The 26933-nt window shown below is 63.0% G+C and carries 20 protein-coding genes and 1 tRNA gene; 12 read left to right on the top strand and 9 right to left on the bottom strand.

Annotation, left to right across the window (positions count from 1 at the left end; all coding sequences use genetic code 11):
- Positions 1-85: 85 nt before the first annotated feature.
- Positions 86-1390, top strand: a complete 1305-nt coding sequence (locus FGU65_RS06305; RefSeq protein ID WP_301663579.1) for a PEGA domain-containing protein — start codon at positions 86-88, stop codon at positions 1388-1390.
- 848 nt (positions 1391-2238) lie between these two features.
- On the opposite strand, the gene FGU65_RS06300 is transcribed toward FGU65_RS06305, so the two are convergent.
- The 4 genes from FGU65_RS06300 to FGU65_RS06285 all read right to left on the bottom strand — a co-directional run bounded on the left by FGU65_RS06300 (position 2239) and on the right by FGU65_RS06285 (position 6760).
- Positions 2239-2919 carry an ArsR/SmtB family transcription factor gene (locus tag FGU65_RS06300; protein ID WP_301663578.1) on the bottom strand — a complete coding sequence of 227 codons (681 nt, stop codon included), beginning with the start codon at positions 2917-2919 and terminating at the stop codon, positions 2239-2241.
- Positions 2912-5653: an alanine--tRNA ligase gene (alaS, locus tag FGU65_RS06295; RefSeq protein ID WP_301663577.1), complete on the bottom strand. Its 2742-nt coding sequence runs from the start codon at positions 5651-5653 to the stop codon at positions 2912-2914. The genes FGU65_RS06300 and alaS overlap by 8 nt, the downstream gene beginning before the upstream one ends.
- 61 nt (positions 5654-5714) lie before the next feature.
- Positions 5715-6032: an SWIM zinc finger family protein gene (locus tag FGU65_RS06290; RefSeq protein WP_301663576.1), complete on the bottom strand. Its 318-nt coding sequence runs from the start codon at positions 6030-6032 to the stop codon at positions 5715-5717.
- Positions 6029-6760, bottom strand: coding sequence for a Nif3-like dinuclear metal center hexameric protein (locus FGU65_RS06285; RefSeq protein WP_367652359.1), 732 nt, complete (start codon positions 6758-6760; stop codon positions 6029-6031). Before FGU65_RS06285 ends, FGU65_RS06290 begins: the two co-directional genes overlap by 4 nt.
- 71 nt (positions 6761-6831) lie before the next feature.
- Between FGU65_RS06285 and FGU65_RS06280 the strand changes: the two genes are divergently transcribed.
- Genes FGU65_RS06280 through FGU65_RS06270 form a run of 3 tightly spaced genes read left to right on the top strand, consistent with a single transcriptional unit; the run spans position 6832 to position 9454 of the window.
- Complete coding sequence (locus FGU65_RS06280; RefSeq protein ID WP_301663575.1) at positions 6832-8340, top strand: homocysteine biosynthesis protein; 1509 nt, start codon at positions 6832-6834, stop codon at positions 8338-8340.
- On the top strand, positions 8337-8738 hold the full coding sequence (locus FGU65_RS06275) for a 4Fe-4S binding protein (protein ID WP_301663574.1): 402 nt from the start codon (positions 8337-8339) through the stop codon (positions 8736-8738). The genes FGU65_RS06280 and FGU65_RS06275 overlap by 4 nt, the downstream gene beginning before the upstream one ends.
- Positions 8735-9454, top strand: a complete 720-nt coding sequence (locus tag FGU65_RS06270; protein ID WP_301663573.1) for a UPF0280 family protein — start codon at positions 8735-8737, stop codon at positions 9452-9454. Before FGU65_RS06275 ends, FGU65_RS06270 begins: the two co-directional genes overlap by 4 nt.
- Here FGU65_RS06270 and FGU65_RS06265 read toward each other — a convergent pair.
- Positions 9451-9852 (bottom strand): hypothetical protein, encoded by a 402-nt coding sequence (locus FGU65_RS06265; protein WP_301663572.1) that lies wholly within the window; start codon positions 9850-9852, stop codon positions 9451-9453. The two genes, FGU65_RS06270 and FGU65_RS06265, sit on opposite strands and share 4 nt — an antisense overlap.
- Before the next feature lie 171 nt (positions 9853-10023).
- Here FGU65_RS06265 and FGU65_RS06260 point away from each other — a divergent pair, with 171 nt between their 5' ends.
- From FGU65_RS06260 to FGU65_RS06240, 5 genes are all read left to right on the top strand, one after another.
- Positions 10024-10308: a MarR family transcriptional regulator gene (locus tag FGU65_RS06260; RefSeq protein ID WP_301663571.1), complete on the top strand. Its 285-nt coding sequence runs from the start codon at positions 10024-10026 to the stop codon at positions 10306-10308.
- Between the two features lies 1 nt (position 10309).
- A complete protein-coding gene (locus FGU65_RS06255; RefSeq protein ID WP_301663570.1) occupies positions 10310-10834 on the top strand; it encodes a tRNA (cytidine(56)-2'-O)-methyltransferase in 525 nt (174 codons plus the stop codon).
- Between the two features lie 2 nt (positions 10835-10836).
- Positions 10837-11916, top strand: a complete 1080-nt coding sequence (locus FGU65_RS06250) for an ATP-grasp domain-containing protein (protein WP_301663569.1) — start codon at positions 10837-10839, stop codon at positions 11914-11916.
- Positions 11917-12127: 211 nt separating this feature from the next.
- The gene (tfe, locus tag FGU65_RS06245) at positions 12128-12649 is read left to right on the top strand and encodes a transcription factor E (protein WP_301663568.1); all 522 of its coding nucleotides are present in this window, start codon (positions 12128-12130) and stop codon (positions 12647-12649) included.
- Entirely contained in the window at positions 12642-13124 is a 483-nt protein-coding gene (locus FGU65_RS06240) for an HDIG domain-containing metalloprotein (protein ID WP_301663567.1), read from the top strand. The genes tfe and FGU65_RS06240 overlap by 8 nt, the downstream gene beginning before the upstream one ends.
- Here the strand turns inward: FGU65_RS06240 and trpY are convergent.
- A complete protein-coding gene (gene trpY / locus FGU65_RS06235; protein WP_301663566.1) occupies positions 13117-13617 on the bottom strand; it encodes a TrpY family transcription regulator in 501 nt (166 codons plus the stop codon). The two genes, FGU65_RS06240 and trpY, sit on opposite strands and share 8 nt — an antisense overlap.
- A 261-nt stretch (positions 13618-13878) precedes the next feature.
- On the opposite strand from trpY, the gene FGU65_RS06230 reads away from it, so the two are divergent.
- A tRNA-Leu gene (locus tag FGU65_RS06230) sits at positions 13879-13963 on the top strand.
- A gap of 125 nt (positions 13964-14088) precedes the next feature.
- On the opposite strand, the gene FGU65_RS06225 is transcribed toward FGU65_RS06230, so the two are convergent.
- Both FGU65_RS06225 and FGU65_RS06220 read right to left on the bottom strand, forming a co-directional pair.
- The gene (locus tag FGU65_RS06225; RefSeq protein ID WP_301663565.1) at positions 14089-18342 is read right to left on the bottom strand and encodes a HEAT repeat domain-containing protein; all 4254 of its coding nucleotides are present in this window, start codon (positions 18340-18342) and stop codon (positions 14089-14091) included.
- Positions 18343-18642: 300 nt separating this feature from the next.
- Positions 18643-19254: a helix-turn-helix domain-containing protein gene (locus FGU65_RS06220; protein ID WP_301663564.1), complete on the bottom strand. Its 612-nt coding sequence runs from the start codon at positions 19252-19254 to the stop codon at positions 18643-18645.
- 324 nt (positions 19255-19578) lie between these two features.
- Here FGU65_RS06220 and FGU65_RS06215 point away from each other — a divergent pair, with 324 nt between their 5' ends.
- Both FGU65_RS06215 and FGU65_RS06210 read left to right on the top strand, forming a co-directional pair.
- Complete coding sequence (locus tag FGU65_RS06215; RefSeq protein ID WP_301663563.1) at positions 19579-20076, top strand: hypothetical protein; 498 nt, start codon at positions 19579-19581, stop codon at positions 20074-20076.
- Positions 20073-21080 (top strand): PIN domain-containing protein, encoded by a 1008-nt coding sequence (locus tag FGU65_RS06210; RefSeq protein WP_301663562.1) that lies wholly within the window; start codon positions 20073-20075, stop codon positions 21078-21080. Before FGU65_RS06215 ends, FGU65_RS06210 begins: the two co-directional genes overlap by 4 nt.
- Before the next feature lie 522 nt (positions 21081-21602).
- Here FGU65_RS06210 and FGU65_RS06205 read toward each other — a convergent pair.
- Complete coding sequence (locus FGU65_RS06205; RefSeq protein WP_301663561.1) at positions 21603-26930, bottom strand: GLUG motif-containing protein; 5328 nt, start codon at positions 26928-26930, stop codon at positions 21603-21605.
- Positions 26931-26933: the final 3 nt, after the last annotated feature.

Raw genomic sequence — 26933 nt, 5'->3', positions numbered from 1 at the left:
AAAAATACGAAGATAATCAGGAGATTTAATAGAAAGGGTTAATATTTCAAAAGCAAGATGGGATAATTGTTTTCGTGGTGAAAGAATGAAGAAGACAACAGCATGCCCGATCATCGGGCTGGCATTGCTCGTCCTCATCGCCGGTATCCCGTCTGCAGCAGCGGGTATCGGCGGGGACGAGGGCTGGTACACCTTCCACTGCAACGTGAACGGTGCATCAGTCTACATCGACGGCGAATACAAGGGCCAGATCGCCCAGGGCGTCCTCTCGGTACCGGTCTACACGACGGGAACGCCGTACCAGGCCTACCGGGTCGAGATGCCGGGATACCAGTCGGTCGCCAACAGTCTCCCGGGAAGCCCCGCCGCCGGTGAGACCGTCGACGTCTACGTGACGCTCAACCCGCTGGCCACCACCGGTTCGATCTCCGCGACCTCGACACCCTCGGGAGCCGCCATCTACGTAAACGGCAACTACCGCGGCATCACCCCGCTGACGATCAGCGACCTGTCGCCCGGGTCTTACCAGATGGAGGCCGACATGCCCGGGTATCAGCCCTACCAGACGACGGTGAGCGTGACCTCGGGCAAGACGACGAGCGTCCTCTTCCCGCTGCAGGCCATCTCGCAGCCGGGCAGCATTGTCATCAACTCGAACCCCTCCGGCGCCTACGTCTACATGGACGCGACCTATAAGGGCAAGACCCCGCTGACGCTCTCCGGCGTCTCGGCAAAGAGCCACAACATCGAGCTCGACCTGAACGGCTACTACGACTGGAAGACGACCGTCAGCGTCTCGCCGGGCGTCACCTCGTACGTCAACGCCCAGATGCACCCGATCCCTGACCAGAACCCGGGATACATCTCCGTGACCTCGTCGCCCTCCGGCGCGAGCGTCTCGGTTGACGGGGTGTATAAGGGACAGACCTCCGACGGCCAGGCACTCGTCGTCGGCAGCCTCACCGCGGGAAGCCACACTGTGACGCTGTCGCTCTCCGGGTACCAGGACTACTCGACCTCCGTGAGCGTCCAGTCCGGCGTGACCACACCCGTATCGGTCGCGATGACCCCGCTCCCGCCGGGCCCGACCGGCTCGATCTCGGTCTCGTCCTCACCGTCCGGCGCGAACGTCTACCTCGACGATGCCTATAAGGGCATCACGCCCCTGACCCTGACCGGCGTCGCCACCGGGTCGCACGTGGTGGCGGTGAAGGTCTCCGGGTACCAGGACTGGTCCGACGCCGTCCAGGTGAACGCAGGCAGCACCTCCTACGTCTCGGCCTCCTTAAACCCGATCTCGACCCCGACGCAGGCCGGTGCGCTGCCCTTCGCGGCACTCGGCGCGCTTGCGGTCTTCGGGCTGATCCTCGCCGTCCGCAAGCGGATGTAATACACCAACCTTTTTTTTCTGCGCACCCAGGCAGGTACGCTGCCCGAAAAGCGGCTTTTGAGGTTCTGCAGCAAATCGCGAAGCCCTGCCGGTTGGCGAACGCGGGCCGTTGTGGCGGAAAAACCGGCCACCCTATCAGGGATCGAAGCGTCTCCACCGATCTCCCGCGAGAACAGCAGGTGCATCAGAGGCCCGACCTGCGACATGCGGAGGTCGTCCCACTATTCTCCGGCAGGAGGGGGAGACCCCCATGAGCGCTACCCTTAGCTAAGAGGATTCAAGCGTATACCGCGTTCTTCCCCTGACCGGGCTGGTGCCGGACCGGGCTTGTTCGGGGGACGACCTTTTTCCCGGGCGTCTCCCCATGCCGTGAACCGTGGCGGCTAAGCGCCCCCCGGGGAGGGGTTTTCCCCTCCCCTGTCTCCCGCAAAGATCCACAGACAGCATCAACCCTGCCCCTCAAGGGGCGGGGGCAGTCATGGCGATACCCAGGGGAAAGCCGTGCCCCCGAATACCCCGGATTGCGGCCATCCGGAGCAAGAGATGGAACCTCATCAAGTGCCCAAACCCCGCCGATAGCACCAGGAATTTCGGTGCACCCATAGGGCACGGTAGCGCTCATGGGGCTCGCCCCCTCCCGCACCCTTCCCTCACGCGATACCCCCGGAAATATCGTGCTTGTAGGTTCTGCCTCAGCTGCACCTTTTTTGAGAGAGCCAAGAGGACTGTGTCTATCCAGATCGACCGTTTCCATCCACGAATACTTCTGGGACGCGTTCGTGATCTGCCCAGGGCGGACTCGCACGCCCCCCCCACACCCGGATTCACGGGGTCTCTTCAAAAAAGATTTATCGCCCGTTCTTCCGCAGGAGATCCCGCGGTGCCGAGCGCCACCAGTAATGGAGCTCGTAGAGCATCAGGGCAAGCAGCACCAGGCACCCGCCGAAGAAGAACGCCATCACGAGATCGTGAACCGTCAGGGATGCGAAGGGGACCGGCGGGACTTCGAGCGCCTTGTCGGCGGTCGACGGTGCTCCGAAGGTTCTCTCCGCGATCTCTCCGCCGCCCGTAGCGGGCGGCGCGTACTGCTCCGGGACGGACAGGAGACTGCCGTCATTGGCCGGCATACCGGCATCGGGCAGCGCGACCGGGAGAAGGCTGAAGAGCGCCATGCTCAGGAGGAGGAAGACGCCGAAGAGCGCCGTGTACTTCTGCAGCACCGAGCGGAGATCGCTCACCGGCGGGGCGATGATCAGCACCTGGTTCGTCAGGCCGTAGATCTTCACCTCGCGCCCCTTCTTGCTCCAACGGGTATCGGCGACCTGGAGAATACCCGCTTCGAGGAGGTGCTCGATATGGTAACTCGCGGTGGTGATCGGGATCGCCAGAAACTCCGCGACCTCGGTCGAGGTCATGGGCCGTTCACCGAACGCCCGGATCATATCGGTGGCTGTCTGGCTCGCCATCGCCTTGGCAACTTTCTTCGCCCGCTCGTCGCCGGGCTGCAGTACAACAACGTCGTCAACCATACAGTGTTTCGAGTATCTGCGCCCGCCCTTTCTCAAGGGCGATATCAATCTTTGCGGTGTCGGGCCCGCCGCCCTGCGCCAGCGTCGGTTTGCCGCCGCCGCGTCCGCCGAGGATGCCGCAGACCTCGCGGACGATCTCTGCCGCGTTCACCGCGGGGCTGCCGGAGGCGGCGACGACGGTCGCCTTCTCATTCGCACCGACGAGGAGGGCGACGCCGCCTGCGTCCGAGATGCTGCTCGCGAGCGCAACGAGCTCCTTTGCGGCCGCATCGACCCGTCGCACCACGACCTGCACGCCCTCGACGACCTCGCCCTCCAGGCTCTGCAGCTCGAGATCGACGACCTTCTGGCGCAGCCGCTCGATCTCCTTTTTCTGATCCTTCCACTCGCCGAAGAACCGCGCCACGGTGGCAGGGAGGTTCTCGGGCTGGACGCTCACCACCTCGGCGGAGGAGCGGAGGAGATCCTCGAGGTGCTGCATGGCGTAGACGGCGGCGATGCCGGCGGCAAAGACGAGCCGCTCGACGCCGTCCTGGATATGCTCGACGGCGACTACCTTGATCGGGCCGATCTCACCGGTCGTGCGGCAGTGCGTACCCGCACAGGCCTGCACGTCTCCGCCGACCTGCACCGTCCGGATATCCCTGCCGGGCGGCACGCCGCCCTGGTAGAGGACGAACCCGTACTTCTGCTCGGCACGGGTGCGCTCTTCAATCCTGATATAGATCGGGATATCGGCCATCACCATCCGGTTGGCCTCGATCTCGATCCGGCGCAGTTCGTCCGGGGTGATGTGCCGGTAGTGCCTGACATCCAGCCGGGAGGTCTCACTCCCCTTCTGTGCGCCGGCCTGGTGGACGTGCGCACCGAGCACGGCCTTTGCGGCGTGGAGCAGGACGTGGGTGGCGGTGTGGTGCCGCATCAGCGACCAGCGCCGCTCCTCATCGACCATCCCCTTGACCCGCTCTCCGCGTTTCAGGCTTCCGCCCTTCACCCGGTGCAGGACAACCTCGCCGAGTTTGATCGCCTCCTCGATGCGGACCATGCTATCCGAGGCGACCAGGGTGCCGGTGTCCGAGGGCTGGCCGCCGCCTTCAGGGTAGAAGAGCGACTGGTCGAGGACGACAAACCCGTCGAAGTAGTCCAGCACCATCGCCTCGAACTCGATCTCGGCAGGAAGATCGTAGTAGAGCTTCTTCGTCGGCGGGAGCGACTCCACCCGCTCGCGGTAGGCGGCGAACGGGTCGGCGGCCTCGTCCTTCTGCGATTCCGAGTGGATATCCGCAATCAGGGAGTAGAAGTTGTCCGGCACCTCGACGACCGCTCCCTCGGCCGCTGCAACCTCCCGGATCATCTCGGGCGGAATGCCGTGGGAGTCGTAGAGGGTGATCACCTCGGCGAGCGGAACCCGCTCGCTCTTCTTCTTGTAGGACTTCGCGATCTTCTGGACGATCCGCGTCCCGCGCTCGAGCGTGGCCGCATACCGGCCGACCTCGTTCGCAACGATCTCGCGGACGACATCGAGGTCCTGATCAAAGGCATCCAGGCCCACCGTCCGCATCTGCTGCTCGATCAGGTCTGCAAGGTCGTCCTCCACCCGGATGTCGTTCATCATCCGGAGGGTGCGGCGGAGCACCAGGCGGGCGAGATATCCCTCGCGGACGTTCGACGGGACGATACAGTCGCCGAGCATATAGGCCAGGCACCGGGTGTGGTCGGCGATGGCGTAAACCTTCTCGATAGGGCCGATCATCCGCTCGAGCTTCTCGAGCGGGACATCGATCGCCTCCGCCACCCTTTTGCGGAGTTTGTAGAGGTTCGTCCCGGAGATGTCCATGACTCCGGCAAACCGCGCATTCAGCCCGAGGATCTTTGTGAACTCAGCATTATCAAGGAGATACTCGAGATTTGCGGAGTGCATCAGGCGGCTCACCATCTCGGGGAAGACCGCGTCGTATATCGTCGGCGACCCGCGCGACGCCCAGACAAAGCGTTCGAGCCCGTAGCCGGTATCGACGATCCGCAGATCCATCGGGTAGTACGGCGTCCCGTCGAGCTCCACCGGCGGGTGAGCGGTCTTCTCGCGCCCGAGGTTCATGAAGACCAGCGTGGCGACCTCAAGGCCGCCGATCAGCACCTCAACCGACGCTCCGGCGTTCCCGCCGCCGATCCAGGGGTGCTCCTTGTAGGTGACGGCGGCGAGATCGCCGCCGATGGAGGCAATAAACTCCTCACAGAGGGCTACGGTCTCGTCCTTCCAGTAGAGCTCCTCGCCCGGGGTATTGAAGGCGTGGTGCGCCATCATCTCAAACTGCGTCAGGTGGCGGCCGGAGCGGCCGACCGAGTCGAGGTCGTTTAAGCGGATGCAGGGCTGGGAGATGGTCAGCGGGTTCGCCGGCGGCGGAACGACACCGCTCGTCACGAACGGCTGGAAGTCCGCGATGGAGGCGATGGTCAGGTAGATATCGTCCCTCCACCGGGCGGCCACGGGATAGCGCTCAAGCCGGGTGTGCCCGTGGCGTTCAAAGAAGGAGAGGAATGCTTCCCGCATCTCGTCCACGGTGTGGGGGTTGAAGACGGGGCTTCCGATAAAGTCGTAGCGTACGCAGGGGGCATCCCCGCAGAACTCACGGTCAGGGTCACGTGTCCAGAATGCCGCCCCGCACTTCGTGCACTCCTTCCGTATAAGACCCTGGGATCGAAAATAGTCAAGCGTATATTCTTCCTCGAGCATTGAGAATCACGTATTGGTAACTTATTCTTCTGCGACTGATAAATGTGTTTTTACTCTGCCGTTACGGCTGCCAGGTGTCCTGGTACCAGAGGTCGTAGGATTCGTAGAGCCCGGTCTGCTCCGCTACCTGCACGGCAAGAATATGCCAGCACTCGCGGCCGCGGAAGATGAAATCGCTGCAGGTGCAGAAGTCCGCCTCCACGACGTACTCGCTGCTCCTGCCCACGACGACGAAGAAGTCGCGGTAGCGCTTCACCCTGCCGTCTTCGACCGCACGGAGCGCCTTCCTGCCGCGCTCCCCGTGTCGGGCGACCATCCGCTCGCGAAACGCCGGGTCCAGGATTCTCTCCCGGCCGGCCGGCGGCGGCAGCAGACTCATGGTACCAGTACCACGTATGGCGGATCGGGGATAAAATGCCAGCTCATGCGGCCCGCAAGTGCTTCCATGGCAGGTGCCTCGAGAGCGTAGTGGGTCGCCTCGATGCAGGGGATGGGCGCTGCCCGGGCGACGCTGTGCTTCAGCTCCGCGGAGAGGAAGGCGTCCGCGCCGAGGTCGGCTGCCTCGGCGATGAACGCGGGATCGAACCCGCTTCCGCCGATGACCGCAAGCCTCTCGGCGCGGTCGATCTCCCCCCATACCCGCAGCCCCCCATGGCCGAGCCGCCGCCCGATCTCGTCGAGCGATATCCGGCAATCCCCCACGACACCGAGCGACATCGGTTCGGCGTTCTCGAGATCGAGGATCGCCGCAAGCGTGTCGTTGACGCCGCCCGGCGCACGGTCGAAGTTGGTGTGCATCACATAGAGGTTCATCCCGGCGTCGAGCACCGCCCGAAGGAGGCGCATCGTCGCTCCCCGAACAGCGGTGAGGGGCTGCCAGAGGGGCGTATGGTGAACGACCAGCATATCCGCTTCCAGCGCCGCTGCGCGGTCGACGACGGCCTCTGTAGCGTCGAGGGCGCAGCAGACGGTCCCGACCTCGGGTTTCCCCTCGACGATGAGCCCGATCCGCCCGCAGTCGAACTCTTCCGCCAGACACGGGTCTGCAATCCGCTCCATCTCCCGGATGAACCCGGCAATCTCCATATCTACAGCTATAGCGATCATGGCATAAAATAGGTCATATTACCCAAAGTAATTGCCAACAGCATTAAATATTCTCGAAAGAACATATTCATATGGAAAAGTCCCTCGAGGTAATTAATACGCGAATACGCGACGGGAACGCGCGGGTTGTCACCGCCGAGGAGATGCCCGCCATCGTCGACGAGCTCGGAGAAGAAGGAGCGCTCGAAGAGGTCGATGTCGTCACGACCGGGACGTTCGGGGCGATGTGCTCATCGGGCGCCTTCTTCAACTTCGGGCACGCCGACCCCCCGATCCGGATGGAGCGGGTATGGCTCAACGACGTCGAGGCATATGCCGGGATTGCAGCCGTCGATGCCTACCTGGGGGCGACCCAGGCATCCGCCGGCAACAGCGAGTACTACGGCGGCGCACACGTCCTTGAAGACCTGGTGGCAGGAAAGGCCGTGGAGCTCCGGGCGACCTCGCACGGAACCGACTGCTATCCCAGGCGGGCGATCACCACCGAGGTGCTGCTCGAAGACCTGAACCAGGCGATCATGGTCAACCCGCGCAACGCCTTTCAGCGCTACAACGCAGCGGCGAACGCCGGCGACCGGCAGCTGTACACCTATATGGGGACGCTGCTCCCGCGGTGCGGGAACATCACCTACTCAGGCGCCGGGACGCTCTCCCCGCTCCCGAACGATCCCGCATTCCGGGTCATCGGCGGCGGGGTGCCGATATTCCTCGGCGGAACGCAGGGGATGATCATCGGTGAGGGCACCCAGCACTCGGCCGGAAGCGGGTTTGGAAACCTGATGGTGACCGGGGATATGAAGCAGATGCGGCAGGAGTTTCTCCGCGCTGCGGTGATGCCCGGATACGGAACGACCCTCTACGTCGGCGTCGGCGTCCCCATCCCGGTGCTCGACCTTTCGATCGTCAGGAGCACGGCGGTGCGGGACGAGGACATCCTGACCGAGATCATCGATTATGGGATCCCGCGCCGCGACCGCCCGTCGCTAAAAAAGGTCAGCTACGCGGAGCTGAAGAGCGGCAGCGTCGAGCTCGAGGGCGATCGGGTCAAGACATCGCCGCTCTCGAGCTACCGGAAGGCCCGGGAGGTGGCGGCCGAACTGAAACGGTGGATCGAGGCCGGGAGCATGGAGCTCGCCCTCCCCACACGGTCGATCAACGCAGAGAGAAGGGCGCAGTCGATGCGGGAGACCGCACGGGCGCCCCGTGTCCGGGAGCTCATGAACACGAAGGCGGTCAGCATCACCGAGGACGAGAAGATCAAGACGGCCGCCCGGAAACTGCTCAAGGGTGAGACGAACCACCTGCCGGTGCTGGACAGAAACGGGATGCTGGTCGGCATCGTCACGACCTTCGACGTCTCAAAAGCGGTCGTCCACGACGGGAAGAACAATCTCGTCCGGGACATCATGACCAAGAACGTGATCAAGACCCACCCGGAGGAGCCGGTGGACATTGCGGCGCAGAAACTCGAGCGGAACAACATCAGCGCCCTGCCGGTCGTGGACAAGGAGAACCGGGTCGTCGGGATCCTCTCGGCGATTGATCTCGGCAAGCTCTTCGGCGGGAGGTGGCAGCGATGAAACTCCTGCTGACATTCTCCCGCAAACGGGAGAGCGACCCGGGCAGGCAGCCGGTGATCGCCCGGATCGTCAAAGAGACCGGCGTCCTCATCAACGTGGAGAAGGCCAACATCGACTCGACGGCCGGCGAAGTGCTGATCGACGTCCCTGACCAGGACGCCGACCTCATCCGCAGGCGCATGGAAGAGACGGGGATCAGCGTCCGGTCGCTGGAGCGGAACGCCATCGTCAGGGATGAGGAGGAGTGCATCGACTGCGGCGCCTGCATCAGCGTCTGCCCGCAGAACGTCTTCTCCTTCGATGCGGACTGGAGGATACAGGTCAGGCAGGGCGCCTGCGTTCTCTGCGGCAAATGCATCAGGGCGTGCCCGCACCAGGCGCTCTCGCAGCAGCAATGATCCGGGAGCATTTCCAGTTCCGCCAGACGATCACCACCATACTCGCCGAGGAGAGCGCCCACATCGAGGCGGCGAAGGAGGGCATTCTCGCCGCCCGTCAGGAGCTCGAGCGGCTGATAGCAGCCGACCCGTTCTTCGGCGCAACCCTCGATCCCTATCTTCCGGCCTCGCCGGGCAGGGTTGCCGGCCGGATGGCGGCCGCGGGAGAGAATGCAGGCGTCGGCCCGATGGCGGCGGTCGCGGGCACCATCGCCTGGGCAGGGGTGGAGGCGATGCGGGAGACAGGGGCGGCCTTCGGGATCGTCGACAACGGCGGCGATATCGCGCTCATCTCCGACCGCCCGGTGCGGGTGGGCATCTACGCGGGCGCCTCGACCCTCTCGAGCCGCTTCGCCTTCGCCGTCCCGCCGCAGCCGGAGGTCCTCGGGATCTGCACCTCATCGGCGACCGTCGGCCCGTCGATCAGTTTCGGGGTTGCCGATGCGGTCGTCGTCTTCTCGCCCGACGTTTCGGTGGCGGACGCCTGGGCGACCGCGCTCTGCAACCGGCTCGGCACCGGGGACGACGACGCGCTCTTCGGCGCGCTCAACGGGACGGCGGTGACCGGCGTCCTCGCCGTCGCCGGCGAAGAGGTGAAGCGGTGGGGCGACCTCCCCCCGGTCGTCCGGGCCGATGTCAGCGAAGCGCTGATCACGTCGGGAAAGGGCATCATCTAGAGGCCGTCGTCCAGGAAGCGCTCAAGGTCGCGCAGGGCAGACCGCCCGGTGAACCGCGCAAGCTCCTCCTCGCCGTCGGTGACGGTGATGACGGGAGCGCCGTCCTGCACCGAGAGGATCACCTCGTAGATATCGAACTCGTCGATGACGACGCCTGTTGCCAGATCCGATGCGGCGTGCAGCAGCAGGCGGTCTTCCACGAGGTCTCCGGGCCGCTCCCGGAAGAAGTAAAAGAAGACCTGATAGGCGTTCAGGAGATCGGACGCCAGAAGTTCGCGCCGCACCTCCGGGTCGAGGTCGTCGAGCGTCCCCGCCAGCTTCTCGTCGTCGTCGCTGCTGATCGCGAAGAGCTGATCCGCGAGCGCCGCCAGTTCATAGTAGTCGGTTGCCATAGCCATAGAACTCCGTCGATCACCAGAGTATTGGAGATTGCTGCTGATGAGTGCATCGCCGCGGGGCCGGCCCGCCCCGCGGCGTGCCATCTGCACAGGCCGGTTCCCGGAGATGCGAGCAGAGCGGCGAAACCGCAATGAACAAACTATATCGTTCTCTCGCAAGAAACACTCTCTGTGCGCGAAGAAGACCTGGACTGGATTCTCTACCACCGGATTGCCGAACAGGACGGGATCGGGATCGACGAACTCGCTATCTCCTCCGGGCAGAGCCGGACGGTCGTCGAGGCCTCCGTCGAGCGGCTCGAACGCTACCTCCTCATCGGACGGAGCGGGGATACCTGCCGGGTGCTCTCGGTTCAGGAGTCCCTGATGAAATGCCGGCTGAAGCACGCCATGGAAGACCTGCCGTTCGTCATCGAAGACGGGGTCATCAAGGCCAGAAAGAACGACGGGGAGTAACATGCCGGAGGTTGCCGTTCTTCGCATAGGCCACCGTCCCGAGCGCGACCAGCGCGTCACCACCCACGTCGGGCTGGCGGCGCGTGCTCTCGGGGCGCGCGGCATGTACCTTGCAGCCCGCGACCCGGGCGTCGTCAAAAGCATCCAGGACGTCACCGACCGCTGGGGCGGGGAGTTCTTCATCGAGGATGAGGTGAAATGGCGCCGGTGCATCGAAGACTGGAAGGCGGACGGCGGCGTTGTCGTCCACCTTACCATGTACGGGCTGCGCATGACCGACGTGATCGGCGAGGTCCGGGAGCATGCGAAGGTCTTGATCGTCGTCGGTGCGGAGAAGGTCCCCGGCGAGATCTACGCCCTGGCAGACTACAACGTCTCGGTCACCACACAGCCGCACTCCGAGATCTCAAGCCTCGCCCTCTTCCTCGACCACCTCTCTGAGGGGCAGGAGCTCGACCGTGAGTATCCCGACGCCGCGATCAGAATAAAGCCGTCGCAGATCGGCAAAAAGACAATAGAGCGGTGATCATGACCCCGGAACGGGTGCTCGTCGCCGGGTTCGCCACCCGGCATGTGGCGCAGTCGGCATGCAGAGCCGGATACGAGGTCTACGCGGTCGATCACTTCTGCGACCAGGACCTCCGGTGGTACACGAAAGAGTGCCGGACGTTCGAGGAGCTCGACGACCTCCCGGACTGCGTGGCCGCGGTCTGCCGCGACCGCCGGATCGACATGCTGGTCGTGGCCTCGGGCGCCGAAGCCATCGGTGCGACGGTTCCGCTCTGCGGCACGGCGCCGGCGAAGGTCGCGCGGTTCCTGGACAAGATGGAGATCCAGCGCTTCTTTGAAGACCTGCAGGTACCGGTCCCGCCGCTCGCCCCCGACGGGGTGTACCCGGCGATGCTGAAACCGCGGCGCGGGGCCGGCGGCTGGCGGAACGCCGTCGTCCGTTCCGATGCGGCGCGACGCGCCTGGGAAGAGGCCTTCCCGGACGACCCGGCCGTCGCCCAGCAGGTCGTCGAGGGGATGCCGGCGAGCGTCTCCTGCATCGCCGACGGGACGCGGGCGGTGGCGATCGCAACCAACGAGCAGATCCTGCGGGGGCAGGGTGCATCGGCGCACGGCTTCGCCGGTTCGATCACGCCGGTCGACCATCCGCTCTCGGGGCAGATGATCGCTGTTGCCGAGCGGATCGCGGCCGCGAGCGGATGCGTCGGATCGGTCGGGATCGATTTTGTGCTCGGCAGCGAGCCCTGGGCGATCGAGATCAATCCCCGGTTCCAGGCGACGCTGGACACGGTCGAGGCCGCCATAGGGATGAGCGTTTTTCAGCTGCACGTCGACGCCTGCCGTGGGACGCTCCCGGCAAAGAGGCCCGTGCAGCGGAGAGTCGCCGTCCGCCGCATCCTCTTCGCCGACCGGGACATGGCGGTCGGGGCCGACCTCGCACCCCTCGCCCCCGCCGTCGCGGATATCCCCTGGCCGGGAACCGAGATCGAGGAGGGGCACGCAGTCATCAGCGTCTACGGCTCCGGTGCGACCCGGGACGAAGCACTCACAGCACTGGGGAGAGAGGACGAACGCGTCCGCCGACTGCTCGGGATGTAGGCGCTCACGCGTGATGGTCGACAGATTTTCCCATTGCTCTTTTTTGATGCCGGCTGACCGTCCGAATTCCAAACCCGGATACCAACATTCGGGCTACCGAATAGGATGACGAGGAAAAGGTTGTTGTATCCAGAGCATCATATGTAGTAGACATTATGTACCGGGGTTTGAAGACGTATGGGAACCACCTGTCACCAGGGAGCTGGGAAGCATGAGCAGCGCTGCTGATCTACTGAGCGATCCCGCCGTCAATGCATATATCCACCGGTTAATCGGCGACGATGGGATAGGGCTCATTGAGCGGTTTCCGGAGGAGGGAGAGTACAGCGACGAGGAACTCGCCGAGAAGACGGGAGTCAACCTCAACACCGTCCGCCATACCCTCTACACGCTCTACGAAAAGCGCCTCGCCGAGTACCGCAGGCTGAAAAACAACGAGACCGGGTGGCTGACCTACCTCTGGCACCTTCGGCTCGACCGCGTCACCGACGTCATCGAAGAGGATATCAGAGACGTCCTCGAACACCTGGACGCCCGCCTCTCCTACGAAGAGCGCAACGACTTTTACATGTGCAAGAACTGCGGCGTCATCTTCACCTTCACCGACGCGGCGAGCTGGAACTTTGAATGCCCGAACTGCGACGAGATGCTCGACCACTTCGACAACGAACTCCTCGCCACGGCACTCAGGAAACGCGTCCAGAAGATCAAGGAGAGCCTCGGCAGTGACTGAGCACCTGCTCAAAAAGCTCGAGTCTGCCGGGTGCAGCCCCGGCGTCGTCGCCCACTGCAGGGCAGTTCGGGAAGTTGCGCTCACGTTTGCCGCCGATCCCCTCGTCGACCGCCAGCACGTCGACGAGGGCGCCCTCCTCCACGACATCGGGCGGGGCGTCTCGCACGCACTCGACCACGCAGAGATCGGCGGTGCGCTCTGCAGGGCGGAGGGGCTTGCCGAAGAGGTCGCCGCCATCGTCGAGCGGCATATCGGGGCGGGGTTTACGGCCGACGAGTGCTCGCTGCTCGGCCTGCTGCCGCGCGACTGCATGCCGCGCACCATCGAGGAGAAGATCGTCGCTCACGCAGACAACCTGGTCAAAGGGACACGGATCATCACCATCGAAGAGCGGCTCATGCACTCGCTCGATCTCCCGGCAAGGCTGAAAAAGCGGATGTATCGGCTGCACCTGGAGATGGAACTCTTCAGATAATCAGCTGCTTCACCTGCGGGAGCGCCCGGAGTTCCTCGAAGACCACAGGAGGAGCCTTCTCATCAAGGATCATGACGAGTTTGGGCTCTTCGGCAAAATACGGGTCGGTCACAAATATCTGCCGGATGGCAAGATCGTGGTTCACCAGCACCGCCACGGCAGCACCGACGATCCCCTTCTGCTGCGCATCCTTCGGGATGAGCGTTATCACGGCGAGGCCAAGCGCCTCCGCCACCTCGGAGAGATCCGGCGATGCCCGCATACGTGTGAAGACGTCCCGGAGTGCAGGAACACCGAGAATGCGGCGGGCGGTGGCGTCGACGACACGCCGGTCGGTATCGATGGCCTTTCCGATATGCGTTGCCGGGATCTCAATCCCGTTGCAGACGATCCGGCCGTCTTGGTTCACACCGAAGCCGTTTTCAAGCAGAAATCGCACGACCCTGGCCTGGGAGGGCGAATCGGAGAACTCCCGGATAATATCGGCCCACATGGATCAGAGGTTGGCGGGGCGCAGATAAATATACACCGATGCTCTATGCTGCGCACCAGAGCACCCGGCTGTACAGGAGTCCCCGTCCCGATACGACCGGTGCAGGGATCGCCGCAGGATCTGCTGTATATCCGGCGCTATCATCTGCCCTGGAGGCAGGAACCCGGGAACAAAGAGTAACCTATTTTACGATGCACAGCATTGTATATAGAGGACACGTGCACGGGCCGCCGTCGCGGCACGTCTGCGTGATGCCGCTGAGCGAGGGTTGCCGAGCCAGGTCAAAGGCGCTAGGTTGAGGGCCTAGTCTCGTAGGAGTCCGAGCGTTCAAATCGCTCCCCTCGCATTCACACTTTTGCACGTCAATTCCAGGAAGCGATGCGTCTCTCCTCCGCCCGGGCAATACTTTCGACAGACACCCGGGTCCGGCAGAACCAATGCGGCGAGAAAAAAGAAGAGAGACGGATAGTATCAGTACGCCGGATCGCGCCGCCGGATCTCTTCCAGCGCGTCGCGCACCGCCTTCTGAACATGCCAGCTCGGATCGTCGAGACACCCGGTGAGCGCCCGCGCCGCCGCTTCGCCGCCGATCTCCCCGAGCGCACCGGCGGCTCTCCGCCTGACATCCTCATCAGGGCTCGACAGCGCGGCAATAAGGGGGGCGACCGACGGCTCCCCGACCTTGACGAGCGCCGTCGCCGCTTCCCTCCGGATGCTGTGATACTCATCGCAGAGGAGCCGTGCGAGCGGCTCTGCCGCCCTGCCGTCCCGGGTCTCACCGAGAACTCCTGCCGCTCTCCGCCGGATGCTGTCGTCGCCGTCGCCGAGCACCCGGAGGAGCGGTTCAACGACGGCTCCGCCGAGGTGCGCCAGATCGACCCACTGCTCCTTTGCGATCAGGTAGTGCGCCCGGTCCTCCTCGCCCACCGGTCTCCAACCCAGGCGGTCGAGCGTCTCGGCGCCGCCCGCACGGACACGGTAGTTCTCATGCACGAGCAGCGCCGCAACCTGCGGCTCTGCCGGCGCCCCGATCATAACGAAGGCTTCCACCGCACCCTTCCAGGCAGTTTCGCTTCCCTTTTCGAGCACCCGGGTCAGAGGCTCGACCGCCGCCGGCCCCAGCATCCCGAGGGCGCGCACCGCGATCCTGCCGATATGCCAGTCTTCCTGCAGCAGCACCACGACCAGCGGCTCGATCGCCCGCGCATCGCCGATCTTGCCGAGGGCTGCTGCGGCACCCATCTTCACCACCGGCGAACCTGCGTGCAGTGCCTGGACGAGCGCTTCGACCGCCGGAGAACCGATCCTGACAAGCGCCCGCGCAGCACCGATACGGATATGCCAGTCATCATCCAGAAACGCCTGGATGAGCGCGTGTATCGCAGGGTCGCCGATCTTCTTCAGCGCTGCGATCGCCCTCTCACTCTCGGCCGTCGTCTCGTCCCGGAGCGTGAGGATGAGCGGAGCCACTGCCGGCCTGCCGATCATACCGAGCGCCATGGCCGCTCCCATCTGGACGTCCGGGTCCGGGTCGCTGATAGCAAGGATCAGGGGTTCCACCGCAGGAGCGCCGAGCTGCGCAAGCTCCGCCCACTGCTCCTTGGCCAGGAGATACCGGATCGTCTCCGCCTCTCCCTCGGGCTGCCATCCGAGCCGCCCCAGTACCTCGGCAGCCCCGAGGCGAACCCTGAAGTTCCCGTCCTGCAGTGCGAGCGTGAGCGCCTCCGTCGCACCTGCTCCGGCGCGGGTGAGCACCGCAACCGCACCGAGCCGGATATCTTCCTCAGGATCATCGAGAGCAGCGATGAGCGGCTGAAACGAATCACTGCCGATCGCCAGCAGAACGTCGCCCGCTCTCCGGCGGAGAGCGTCCTGCCCGTCTCCGAGAACGCCGATGAGCGGTTCGACTGCGGCAGGCCCGATGGCCGCCAGCGCCTCGGCCGCCCCGGCCCCACGCTCCGGATCGGTGAGAAGCAAAAGAAGCGCCGGGACAGCAGCATCGCCGATCCGAACGAGGATCTCTGCAGCAGACTGCCCCTCCCGGTCGTCACCGAGAAGCGCAACGAGCGGATCGATCGCAGCATCACCGATCCGCACGAGCAGATCCGCCGCCGCATCACGGTGTCTCCCGTCGCGGAGCAGCAGACGAAGAGCGGGAACGGCACCGGAACCCATCCTGACAAGCGCCTCGGCGGCGCCGTCACGGACATCCTCGTCCGCGCCGCAGAAGGCGGTGATGAGCGGGCCGAGCGCAGGCTCACCGAGCGCGGCGGCATCGCTCCACCGTTCCCGGGCAACCAGGTACCGCGCCGCGGCGGCGGCGTCCGGGGGGGACCAGCCCAGGCGGTCCAGCGCCTCCGCCGCCCCGGCCCGGGTGCAAGTGCTGTCGGAGGCGAGAGCAGCCAGAAGTGGTTCTACAGCCGCAGTGCCGATGCCGGCAAGTGCACGGATTGCATCCGGCTGCATATCGTCATCCGCTGCAAGGAGAGCGACGAGCGGAGCGACCGCAGGCTCACCGATAGCCGAGAGGGCATCGCCCGCTTTTCTCCGGAGCCGGTCGTCATCGACGTACAGGAGACGGACGAGCGGATCGACCGCGGCCACAGAACCGATGCGCCCCAGAACCTCGGCAGCGAGCCTCTGCGCCGTTCCGCCGTTCTGTTCGAGCACCGGGAGCAGCGGGACGACCGCAGGCTCCCCTATCCTGACGAGAGCCTCAGCCGCCTCGGTGCAGGCGGCCTCGTCGTCCAGAGCACGCACCAGGGGCAGCACCGACTGCGGGTCAGCGAGCCTGACGAGAGCCTCAGCCGCCTCGGTGCAGGCGGCCTCGTCGTCCAGAGCACGCACCAGGGGCAGCACCGACTGCGGGTCAGCGAGCCTGCCGAGCGCCGCCGCCGCTTCACGCCTGACAGCCGGGTCGTCGTCGGCAAGCACCCGGGCGAGCGGGCCTGCCGCAGGAGAGCCCACACCCACCACCTCCTCCCACTGCCCGCCGGCGATGAGATAGCAGACCCGTTCGTCGTCGTTCCACGGTTCCCAGCCCATAGCCTCGAGCACCTCTGCCGCCGCCCGCATATCCGCCGTACGGCCCGCAAGCAGCGCATGGATGAGCGGGGGCACCGCTGCATCACCGGTGCGGACGAGGATACTCCGTGCAATCTCGACGCGATCGTCGCCTCCGCCCTGCTGCACGGCGATGAGGGGGAGCACCGCGGGTTCACCGATCCTGACGAGCGCCGATGCCGCTTCGTCGCGAACGCCCGGGTTTTTGAGGAGATCGATCAGCGGCCCGACGGCAGGACTGCCGATATCCGCGAGAGCCAGACCGGCAAGCCGGCAGGTCTCCCCGCCTCCCTCACCGAGAACGGCGATCAGCCGGTCGACGGCGATCGGCCCCATCGCACCGAGCGTCCGCGCCGCACTCCGCCGCAGCGAAGGGTCGACGGATGCAAGAAGATCCAGGAGAGGATCGACAGCAGGCACACCGATCTCCGCAATGTCGACCCATCGCTCCCCCGCCACCAGAAGATGAACACGGTCGCGGTCGCTCTCGGGCGTCCACCCGAGGTCGCTCAAGATCCCGGCAACATCTCTGCGGACCTCATCTTCGGGGCGCATCAGGTTTTCGACAAGGAAGGGAATCGCTGGGGCACCGATCTCCTCGAGGGCATATGCCGCTCCTATCCGGATATCGCCATCCTCGTCGGCGAGCGCATCGATGAGGTGCGGCACCGCGGCCTCGCCCACCTTCACGAGAGCCGTCGCCGCACCGAGCTGGAGATGCACGTCTTTCAGAGACCCGATCAGAGAGGGGATCGCCTCCTCCCCGATGAGCCGGAGAGCATCGGCCGCGCTCCACCGGACCTGGTCGTTCCGGCTCCCGAGTGCATCGACCAGCGGCTGCACTGCTTCGGTGCCGCGTGCCCCGAGCACTGTCGCCGCCTGCTGGCGGAGATCGGCATCGTCGCTGCCGAGATACTCGATGAGGTCTTCTACCGGCAGCGCAGCATACACGGGCGCGTCATCCCCAGGGCAATCCGCCGTCTCGGCATCATCGTCACCGGGATCCGGTAGCGAGAGGTCTTCATCCGAACCAGGGAAAACGTCAAACCCGTCCGGCCACTCGGGCGGGTCAGGCATGGGGATGTCATCGTCCACCGTGTCGGTCACGGGGACTGCATCGTCGCCCGGGATGTGATCCTCGGGGACGGCCTCCTCCGTTCCGGATGGGGGTTCTGCGACCGGCTCCTCTCCGGTCTCGTCAAAGATCACACCCTCCCCGGCGTCGTCGGGCAGGGTGATCCCGGACTCCTGCAGATGGTCTTGAAACTCCGACTCATCGAGTTCGGAAAAGCGGGAGTAGTGTTCGACGATAGAGGGAATGTTCTCGATGCGCTGGATGATCTGCGATGCATCCTCCGCCGCGTTCTCCTGCACGGCGCCCGGACCGGGGCGGTCGGAGGGAGAAGAGATTACATCGGCAGGGGGCACCGGGACGGGTGCATCACCGGCCGGGTCTTCAGCATCTTCGGCGGCCTGCCGGTCATCCGATCCGTGCTCATGCTCTCCGCTCTCCTGCCCGGATCGCCGGAATCTGCCGAAGAGCGAGAAGCCTTCCCGTCCGAAGAGGCCACAGACTGCAGCCCAGGGCAGTTCCCCGGCCCATCCCGGGGCAGCCAGGGCAACAGTATCGGCCGATGCGCATGCAAGAGCAATGCAGACCATAACAAAGAGGAGAAGAACGCACGGAGAGATACTCCGATCGGTACCGGCGTGCGGCGCATCCTCCCGGCGACCCGCCGCCGATAGGCTCACGCTATCGACAGGCCTCCCGGCATACGGCGCAGATGGGCTACGGCGCCGAACGGACGTGCCACACGTTGGCATGCAGTAATATCTGCACGGACACGTATAAAAAATGATATACGTTTCCACATGGAAAGAATGCCGGATAGCAAGGTAGATATAGAAGGTTGCGTCGAAGACGGGAAGCAGCAGGAGACCCCCCGACGGACGAGACTGCCGTCAGAACCCGTCGGCAAGGATCCGCTCGAGGTCAGACTGCCGGATCCGCCACGAACCGCCGCATTTCACGGCAGGAATCCGGTCCTCCCGGATGAAGTCCCGGATGCGCCGCGGGGAGAACTTCAGCAGACCCGCCACGTCCTCAACCGTCAGCATCGCATCCCGCTTCGCCGTGCCGGCACACAGCATCTCTCCCCCCATGGCCTCCCAGTTCTCCTCCGGGGTCATGATGGTGATGACCGGCTTGCCGTCATCCCCGGGTGAGACCGCCGCTTTGAGCGTGACCGTCGGGACGAGGCCGTTGTGGTACAGGCTTACGGAGAACGCAAAAACCGTCTCCACAGTCGTCTCTGCCCTCTCCCTGAATGCATGCAGCGTGTCCCAGAGATTCTCCGTGACCGTCTCCTGGGGGATATTCGGGAACGGCACCAGACACTCCGCCGCGCGTGCCGACACGGCAAGCGGATAGGCAATGCCCACATCCTTCCCCATCCGGGTGATCTCGATCAGTTCGCCTTCCTCAATCGCCTCGTGGCGCGTCCTCCGCCGCCGGTCAGGGTCGACAAGACCCCATATCTCCTGCGGCGTTTGCGATCGTGCGTCGTACCCCATCGTCTCTCAGCCCCTCCAACGGTATCCGGAGGATCTACCCAATGATTCCTATCGGCACGGAGCAATAAAAGAGTTCTTAAATTTCCTTCTTTTTCAGAGGCGCCCGTTTATAAATTAAGCCATTTTTAGCAAATAAAATGAGAAAAAAGCAAATTATACCCGGGCAATAGTCTGTGCGATGATATCATGCGAGTCGAATATATACCCATCTGAGAGTGCCGGGGAACGCGAATTGTTCCGTAAAATTACCGTCCGGGCGCTGTAGCAAGTCTCCGATAAAACCTAAATAGATGCAGGGAGAGATTTTGAGTCGGAGCATACCCGATGCCGAAGGCTGCATATATCACGTTCCTCGGACGATCGACCTGGGCGCTCGTGAACGCCTACCACGCCGTTCTGCGCGAGAAGGGGTTTTGGCCGGAGCAGGTCTACATCATCGCCGAGGAGCCGTACACAGAGAGCACCCAGAAAGCTGCGGGCGGCATCGGGATCATCTCAGAGTCCTTCGGGCTACGCCCGGAGGTGCATCTCCGGACGGTCCCGGAGGCGGACTTTGCCGGCGCGGGCCGGATGGTCGGATCGCTCGTCAGAACCCTGGGCGAAGAGGGGTTCGTCGTGGGGCTGGACATCACCTCGGGGAGGAAGGCCATGGTCGCCGGCGCCCTCGTCGCCACCGCGCGAGCAGGCCTCGAAATCCGGCACATCTACTACCTCGCCATGAAGAGCATCGATAACGTTGCGAAGCCGTATATGATGATCCCCTTCCAGATACAGCAGATCCGGGACTTCACCCGGGAGCAGGAGGCAGCGCTCTCCGCATGATCGACGCAATCGTCCGTGCCGACGAGGTGCAGGTTCTGCTCAACACCCTCGGGGAGGTCCGCATCTCCTATCCGCTCTACGAAGGCGACCTCCTGGTCGCACGGCCGCACGACGCCGGATATGCCCTGGAGATCTCTGCCGACAGGGAGACGCTCTCCGCCCGGCAGGAGTCGTTCGGTTCCGTCGCCGGCGAACTCCCCTCCTTCTCCGATCTCCTCGAGTGTCTGCTGGCAAGCGGCATTCTCAGGTACGACAACCAGGACGCCTTTGAGGAGATGGTGCCCGCATACCGCCGCCTGAAGAAGGACGTCTTCTTCGGCCTCGACACGAACCTCTTCTACCACCGGTTCGCATCCCGCTGCCCTGCGATCGATCCGGCGCAGTACCTGATCGTCGACACGGTCAGGGACGAGATCACCTTTGCCATCAACCACAAGTACAGTGCCGAGAGGATCGCCGAGATCGCCGGGCACGCCCCTGCGTACGCGCCGCTCATCGGCGAACTCGAGAACAAGCGCACCAGGAAATCGCGGAAAGCCGCATACCTTGCGCTGCGGGAGTACCGGAGCATCCGCGACCGGGCAACCGAGATCGCGTCCCCCGGGCAGCACTCACACAGGAACGCGGAGAACGATCTCAACATCGCCCGGGCGCTGCGGCGGTTCGAGGAGGAGCGTTACGCACTCCCGGTCCTGCTCACGGCAGATATCTATATGGCCGATCTCTGCGATGCCGAGGGGATCGAGTACTTCTTCTTCGAGCGGCCGTATACCGCGGAGACCGCCTACTGCTCCGCCGGAGCCTTCCGGGAGTTTCTCTTCACCCTCGCCGCCGCCTTCGGGTTCATACGCTGCAACGGCGTGGATATCCTCGGCGAGTACGGCGGAAAGGGGAACGCGCTTGACGACCTCAAACTCCGGTTCGGCGACGATGCTGCAGGGGACGAATTCATGCGGGAGGTGACCGTATGCAGAAGACTCATCGACCTTGGGATCGAGCGATAACCGGGAATAACGTTGCTTCCACGCAACGTATGAACCACGTAAACTGAACGGTTCGAGGGCGTGCGCATCCGCCCCTCACACGCGCGTATGCGTCCTTTACTCTGTCCCGCATACGCCGCGTACATGCATGAGTGGCAGCGGAATCCGCGCCCAAGTTCCCGGTGAAAGAGCTGTTGTAGCTGCGTTTCACCATCTGCGTTCCGGGGTGTTATCGGTTTACCGTCGCATGTAATCTGAAACATGCTCAAACCCTCAACGATAGGGACGTAGGCGTTACGCTATACCGTAAGGGAGGGCACCACTATCCGGGCTACCGAATTTCATACACCCCGAAATAGGGAAGGTTACTTAGAACTGTTTATAGCCGGCCATGCACCCTGTCATCCCAGGCGGCATGACAAGGAATGGCATTGCTGATAGGCAGCATGATGAATAGAGTTCCTCGTATCGTGGCCAGGTAATGGATGAGGACTATCATCATACGACACAATGACAGGGAAGTTGAAAAGAGGGGAAAAATCTTCAAGCAATCACGAACCAGACGTCCCGCAGTCCGACGTTGTACTGGGCGATGAAGAGGGCGTCGCTGACATCGATGATCCCGTTTCTGTGGACGTCGGTCTTTTGGAACTGTTCGGTGCCGCTCGCCGGTTTTGTCTCAAGGCCGACGACCTCTTTGAGCACCCGCAGGGTGTCGGCCTGGTTGACCGCACCGTCGCCGTTCGCGTCGCCGAAGAGGACCGGCGTGACCTTGATGTATGCAGACCGCGTGCAGGTCTCGCCGCCGCCGCTGAGCGCGAGCGTGACAGTGTAGTTACCCGCTGCCGCGTAGGTGTGCACCGGATTCTGTGCGGTCGAAGTGCCGCCGTCGCCGAACGTCCATGACCAGGAGGTCGCGCTGATCGACGAGGTGTCGGTGAACTGCACCGTGAGCGGGGCAGGGCCGCCCGTCACGTCCGCGACGAAGGATGCGTTCGACTGCCCGGGAACGGCGAACCGTATGGCGACGGTTGCATGCGGGATGCCGGCAAGGTCAGTCCGTGATTTCGGTTCCGAGACGGCGTAGACGGTATACACGCCTTCCTGCAGGGCGCCGCCCCAGACCGCCCCGGTGTCCCAGCAATGCTCCCAGGTGTCGTCGACCGCGACGGCGGCGACGGTGAACGTCGCGGCGCTGCCGCTCACCACGGGCATCGAGAGGTTCATGAGGTTGGCACCCGCCAGCGGCAGCCCGGGCCCGGTCAGGAAGAGGTAGGTTGTCGTGCTGTCGGTGTTCGTCCCGGTGAGAGTGATCGCATCACCGATGGTCGCACTGCCGCCTCCCGGAGCCGTGATGCTGACCGTCCCGCGTTCGACGGTGATATACCCCGGCACGGACGTTGCATCGGTGCCGGCGGCGTTCGTCACCGTCAGGTTCACCGTGTAGGCGCCGGCCGCGGTGTAGGTGTGGACCGGGTTCTGCTCGGAGGAGGTCTCGCCGTCGCCGAACGACCACGACCAGAAGGTCGGCTCGCCGGTGGAGGTGTCGGCGAACTGCACGGTGAGCGGCCTCATTCCTGCGGTGACATTGGCGGTGAAGTTCGCGACCGGAGCGGTTCCCACCGGGGTGAGGGTGAACGCGGCCTCCGCGGTCTCGTTCGGGTTGACCTGAACGGTCAGGACCGGAGCCGGCTGATACCCGGCTTTCTCTACCGTGACGTTGTATTCGCCTTCCGGCAGATCGGACACCGTTGTGTTGGTCGTCCTCCCGGTGGCAACGCCATTGAGGGAAACGTCAGCACCTGCCGGAACCGAGGTTACCGTAATCGTACCGGTACCAAACGACTGCCACTGGAAGATCGGATACCGGCCCTTGTAGGGAAACGCCCGCCAGACCTTTGACGGGTCTGCATCGGTGCTGATACTATCGGCAGACCAGTTCAGACCGTCACCGGGTGTCGTGCCGGTGAGGAACGCAATGTCCCCAAACTGCGTACGATCGGAAACATAGGTGCCGTCAAGACAATCGCCGCCGGTATAGTGCCGATAACAGTTAGTGATGGTGCGCCCGTTATCTCCAACAAGACCGCCGGCATCCGAACTGGCAGCGGCACTCCCGGTTGCATAACAATTTGTTATGGTGGCCCAGTTCCTACCAACAAGACCGCCGGCATAATTCCCGGCAGCGGCACTCCCGGTTGCATAGCAGCGCGTGATGGTGCGCTCGCTATATCCAGCAAGACCGCCGGCACAGTTACCGGCAGTGGCATTCCCGGTTGCATAACAGTTTGTTATGGTGCCAAGGCTATTACCAGCAAGACCGCCGGCATAATTGCTCCCGGCAGTGGCACTCCCGGTTGCAGAGCAGCTCGTGATGGTGCCATCATAGCTGTAACCGACAAGACCGCCGGCATAATTGCTCCCGGCAGTGGCATTCCCGGTTGCAGAACAGCTCGTGATGGTGCCAGTGCTGCTTCCAGCAAGACCACCGGTATAGTTGCCGGCAGTGGCACTCCCGGTTGCAGAACAGCTCGTGATGGTGCCCATGTTTCTCCCAACAAGACCGCCGGCATAATTCCCGGCAGTGACACTCCCGGTTGCAGAGCAGCTCGTGATAGTGCCATGATAATAGTTGCTACCAGCAAGGACACCGGCACTCACGTCGGCAGTGACGCTCCCGGTTGCAGAACAGTCTGTGATGGTGCCCCCATCGTTGTGACCGGCAAGGATGCCTACGTACTCAGCTCCAGTGACGCCGGCATCGCCTGCCGCGATCCTGAGATCCCTGATCTCCGCACCTGAACCGAGACAGCCAAACAAACCGATATAATTCGAGCTGCCCTTATCCATCACAAAATCGCTGATTGTATGCCCCTGGCCATCAAAAGTGCCGTTGAAATAATACTCCGCACTGCTTTTGTTCCCGATCGTCTCTGTCGGGCTTCCGGCAGCGAGGGAGATGTCGCTCGTTACGATGAAATGGTTCTCCCAGTGTACGGAATCGATGGAGAGATAGATGACATCGCCCCGAGTGCTGATCCGGTACGGGTCATCCGGCGTACCGCTTCCACCGCTGTATAGTCGGATAAACTCCACGGTTTCCGTTCCATCCGCCGCAAGGAGTACCACTGAAAAGGCCGATGAGAAGATGACGTCGCCACGTTCAACGGTGATATTGTATTCGCCTTCCGGCAGGTCAGACACCGTTGTGTTGGTCGTCCTCCCGGTGGCAACGCCATTAAAGGAAACGTCCGCGCCTGCCGGAACCGAGTTTACGGTAATCGTACCGGTACCAAACGACTGCCACTGGAAGATCGGATACCGGCTCTTGTAGGGAAACACCCGCCAGACCTTTGCTGAATCTGCATCGGTGCTGATGATATCGTGAGACCAGTTCAGACCGTCACCGGGTGTATCGCAGGTGAGGAAAGCAATGTCCCCAAACTTCGTACGATCGGGGACGTGCGTGCCGTCAAGACAATCGCCGCCGGCATAGTGCCGATAACAGTTGGTGATGGTGCCCCCATCGTTGTAACCGACAAGACCACCGGTATAATTACCGCCAGTGGCATTCCCCGTTGCATAACAGTTCGTTATAGTGCCATAATCTTGTCCAACAAGACCGCCGGCATAATTATTCCGGGCAGTGACACTCCCGGTTGCATAGCTGCCCGTGATGGTGCCATCATAGTCGTAACCAACAAGACCGCCGGCATACTCCCAGGCAGTGACAGTCCCGATTGCATAGCAGCTCGTGATGGTGCCATAACGGTTTCTCCCAACAAGACCGCCAGCATACCACATGGTGGCAGTGGCACTTCCGGTTGCAGAGCAGCTCGTGATGGTGCTGGTAATATCAGTGTATCCCAAAAGACCGCCGGCATAATTATTCCGGGCAGTGGCACTCCCGGTTGCAGAGCAGTTTGTGATGGTGCCGGCGCCGCATCCAACAAGACCACCGGCATAACTCCAGGCAGTGGCACTCCCGGTTGCAGAACTGTTTGTGATGGTGCCATAATAGAAACACCCAACAAGACCGCCGGCATAATTGTCATCAGCAGTGGCACTCCCGGTTGCAGAGCAGCTCGTGATGGTGCCATAGAGATTACGTCCGACAAGACCGCCGGCATAATCATCAGCAGTGGCACTCCCGGTTGCGGAACAGTTCGTGATGGTGCCCCTATCGCTGTAACCAACAAGACCTCCGGCATTCACGTCGGCAGTGACGCTCCCGGTTGCAGAACAGTTCGTGATGGTGCCCCCATCGTTGTAACCAGCAAGGATACCTACATGTTCATCTCCAATGACGCCGGCATCACCAGTCGCGATCTGGAGATTCCTGATCTCCGCGCCTGAACCAAGATAGCCAAAGAAGCCGACACAATAAGAATACCTCTTATCCATCACAAAATCGCTGATGGTATACCCCTGGCCGTCGAACGTGCCGGTGAAGTAATACTCCGCACTGCTTTTGTTCCCGATCGTCTCCGTCGGGCTTCCGGCAGCGAGGGAGATGTCATTGGTTACAATGAAGTGTTTGTCCCAGTTTGCGGAATCGGCTCCGAGGGAGATGACATCATCCCGTGTGCTGATCCGGTACGGGTCATCCGGCGTACCGCTTCCGCCGCTGTACAGGGTAAACTCCACGGTTTTTGTTTCGTCCGCCGCAAGCAGTACCACCGAAAAGGCCGGTGAGAAGGCGGGCCCTCCATGTTCAGCGGTGATATTGTATTCGCCTTCCGGCAGATCAGACACCGTTGTGTTGGTCATCCTCCCGGTGGCAACGCCATTGAAGGAGACGTCAGCACCTGCCGGAACCGAATTTACCGTAATCGTACCGGTACCAAACGACTGCCACTGGAAGATCGGATACCGGCCCTTGTAGGGAAACACCCGCCAGACCTTTGACGGGTCTGCATCGGTGCTGATGATATCGTGAGACCAGTTCAGACCGTCACCGGGTGTCGTGCCGGTGAGGAACGCGATGTCCCTGAACTTCGTGCGATCGGAAACATAGGTGCCGTCAAGACAATCGCCGCCGGTATAGTGCCGATAACAGTTGGTGATGGTGCCCGTATTCACACCAACAAGACCCCCGGCATAACCAATCCCGGCAGTGCCGCTCCCGGAGGCATAGCAGCCCGTGATGGTGCCGGCACTGGCTCCAACAAGACCACCGGCATAACTCCCGGCAGTGGCATTCCCGGTTGCATAACAGCCCGTGATGGTGCCCCCATCGCTGACGCCAACAAGACCACCGGCGTAACCACTCCCGGCAGCGGCGTTCCCGGTTGCGTAACAGCTCGTGATGGTACCCTTATAGTTCAGACCGACAAGACCGCCGGCATACCACATGGTGGCAGCGGCACTCCCCGTTGCAGAACAGCTCGTGATGGTGCCATGGTTATTATACCCAACAAGACCACCGGCTTCCGAACTGGCAGTGACCCTCCCGGTTGCAGAGCAGTCTGTGATGGTACCACCATTGTTGCGACCAGCAAGGACACCTACATAATTCTGTCCGGATACGCCGGCATCGCCAGCCGTGATCCGGAGATTCGTAATCTCCGCACCTGAACCAAGATGGCCAAAGAAGCCGATATAATCGGAACCGCTCTTATCCATCACAAAATCGCTGATGGTATACCCCTGGCCGTCGAAAGTGCCGTTGAATTTCGTGCTTGCATTCCCGATCGTCTCCGTCGGGCTTCCGGCAGCGAGGGAAATGTCATTCGTTACGATGAAATGGTTGTCCCAGTGTGCGGAATCGGCTCCGAGAGCGATGACATCATCCCGTGTGCCGATCCGGTAGGGATCGCCTACCGTGCCGGTGCCGCCGCTGTACGCGGCGGCCGGCAGTACCAGACACATTCC

Origin of the sequence: Methanoculleus frigidifontis, assembly GCF_030464345.1 — an archaeon.
In the GTDB taxonomy this organism is placed as follows: domain Archaea; phylum Halobacteriota; class Methanomicrobia; order Methanomicrobiales; family Methanoculleaceae; genus Methanoculleus_A; species Methanoculleus_A frigidifontis.
Note: the sequence above shows the minus strand (reverse complement) of the source record. Positions and strands in the feature narration are given on the sequence as shown.

What these genes read in the sequence shown, in the direction of transcription:
- FGU65_RS06305 (WP_301663579.1), top strand. Translation starts at nt 86, where the DNA reads ATGAAGAAGACAACAGCATGCCCGATCATCGGGCTGGCATTGCTCGTC.
- FGU65_RS06300 (WP_301663578.1), bottom strand. Translation starts at nt 2,919, where the DNA reads ATGGTTGACGACGTTGTTGTACTGCAGCCCGGCGACGAGCGGGCGAAG.
- alaS (WP_301663577.1), bottom strand. Translation starts at nt 5,653, where the DNA reads ATGCTCGAGGAAGAATATACGCTTGACTATTTTCGATCCCAGGGTCTT.
- FGU65_RS06290 (WP_301663576.1), bottom strand. Translation starts at nt 6,032, where the DNA reads ATGAGTCTGCTGCCGCCGCCGGCCGGCCGGGAGAGAATCCTGGACCCG.
- FGU65_RS06285 (WP_367652359.1), bottom strand. Translation starts at nt 6,760, where the DNA reads ATGATCGCTATAGCTGTAGATATGGAGATTGCCGGGTTCATCCGGGAG.
- FGU65_RS06280 (WP_301663575.1), top strand. Translation starts at nt 6,832, where the DNA reads ATGGAAAAGTCCCTCGAGGTAATTAATACGCGAATACGCGACGGGAAC.
- FGU65_RS06275 (WP_301663574.1), top strand. Translation starts at nt 8,337, where the DNA reads ATGAAACTCCTGCTGACATTCTCCCGCAAACGGGAGAGCGACCCGGGC.
- FGU65_RS06270 (WP_301663573.1), top strand. Translation starts at nt 8,735, where the DNA reads ATGATCCGGGAGCATTTCCAGTTCCGCCAGACGATCACCACCATACTC.
- FGU65_RS06265 (WP_301663572.1), bottom strand. Translation starts at nt 9,852, where the DNA reads ATGGCTATGGCAACCGACTACTATGAACTGGCGGCGCTCGCGGATCAG.
- FGU65_RS06255 (WP_301663570.1), top strand. Translation starts at nt 10,310, where the DNA reads ATGCCGGAGGTTGCCGTTCTTCGCATAGGCCACCGTCCCGAGCGCGAC.
- FGU65_RS06250 (WP_301663569.1), top strand. Translation starts at nt 10,837, where the DNA reads ATGACCCCGGAACGGGTGCTCGTCGCCGGGTTCGCCACCCGGCATGTG.
- tfe (WP_301663568.1), top strand. Translation starts at nt 12,128, where the DNA reads ATGAGCAGCGCTGCTGATCTACTGAGCGATCCCGCCGTCAATGCATAT.
- trpY (WP_301663566.1), bottom strand. Translation starts at nt 13,617, where the DNA reads ATGTGGGCCGATATTATCCGGGAGTTCTCCGATTCGCCCTCCCAGGCC.
- FGU65_RS06225 (WP_301663565.1), bottom strand. Translation starts at nt 18,342, where the DNA reads ATGGTCTGCATTGCTCTTGCATGCGCATCGGCCGATACTGTTGCCCTG.
- FGU65_RS06220 (WP_301663564.1), bottom strand. Translation starts at nt 19,254, where the DNA reads ATGGGGTACGACGCACGATCGCAAACGCCGCAGGAGATATGGGGTCTT.
- FGU65_RS06215 (WP_301663563.1), top strand. Translation starts at nt 19,579, where the DNA reads ATGCCGAAGGCTGCATATATCACGTTCCTCGGACGATCGACCTGGGCG.
- FGU65_RS06210 (WP_301663562.1), top strand. Translation starts at nt 20,073, where the DNA reads ATGATCGACGCAATCGTCCGTGCCGACGAGGTGCAGGTTCTGCTCAAC.
- FGU65_RS06205 (WP_301663561.1), bottom strand. Translation starts at nt 26,930, where the DNA reads ATGTGTCTGGTACTGCCGGCCGCCGCGTACAGCGGCGGCACCGGCACG.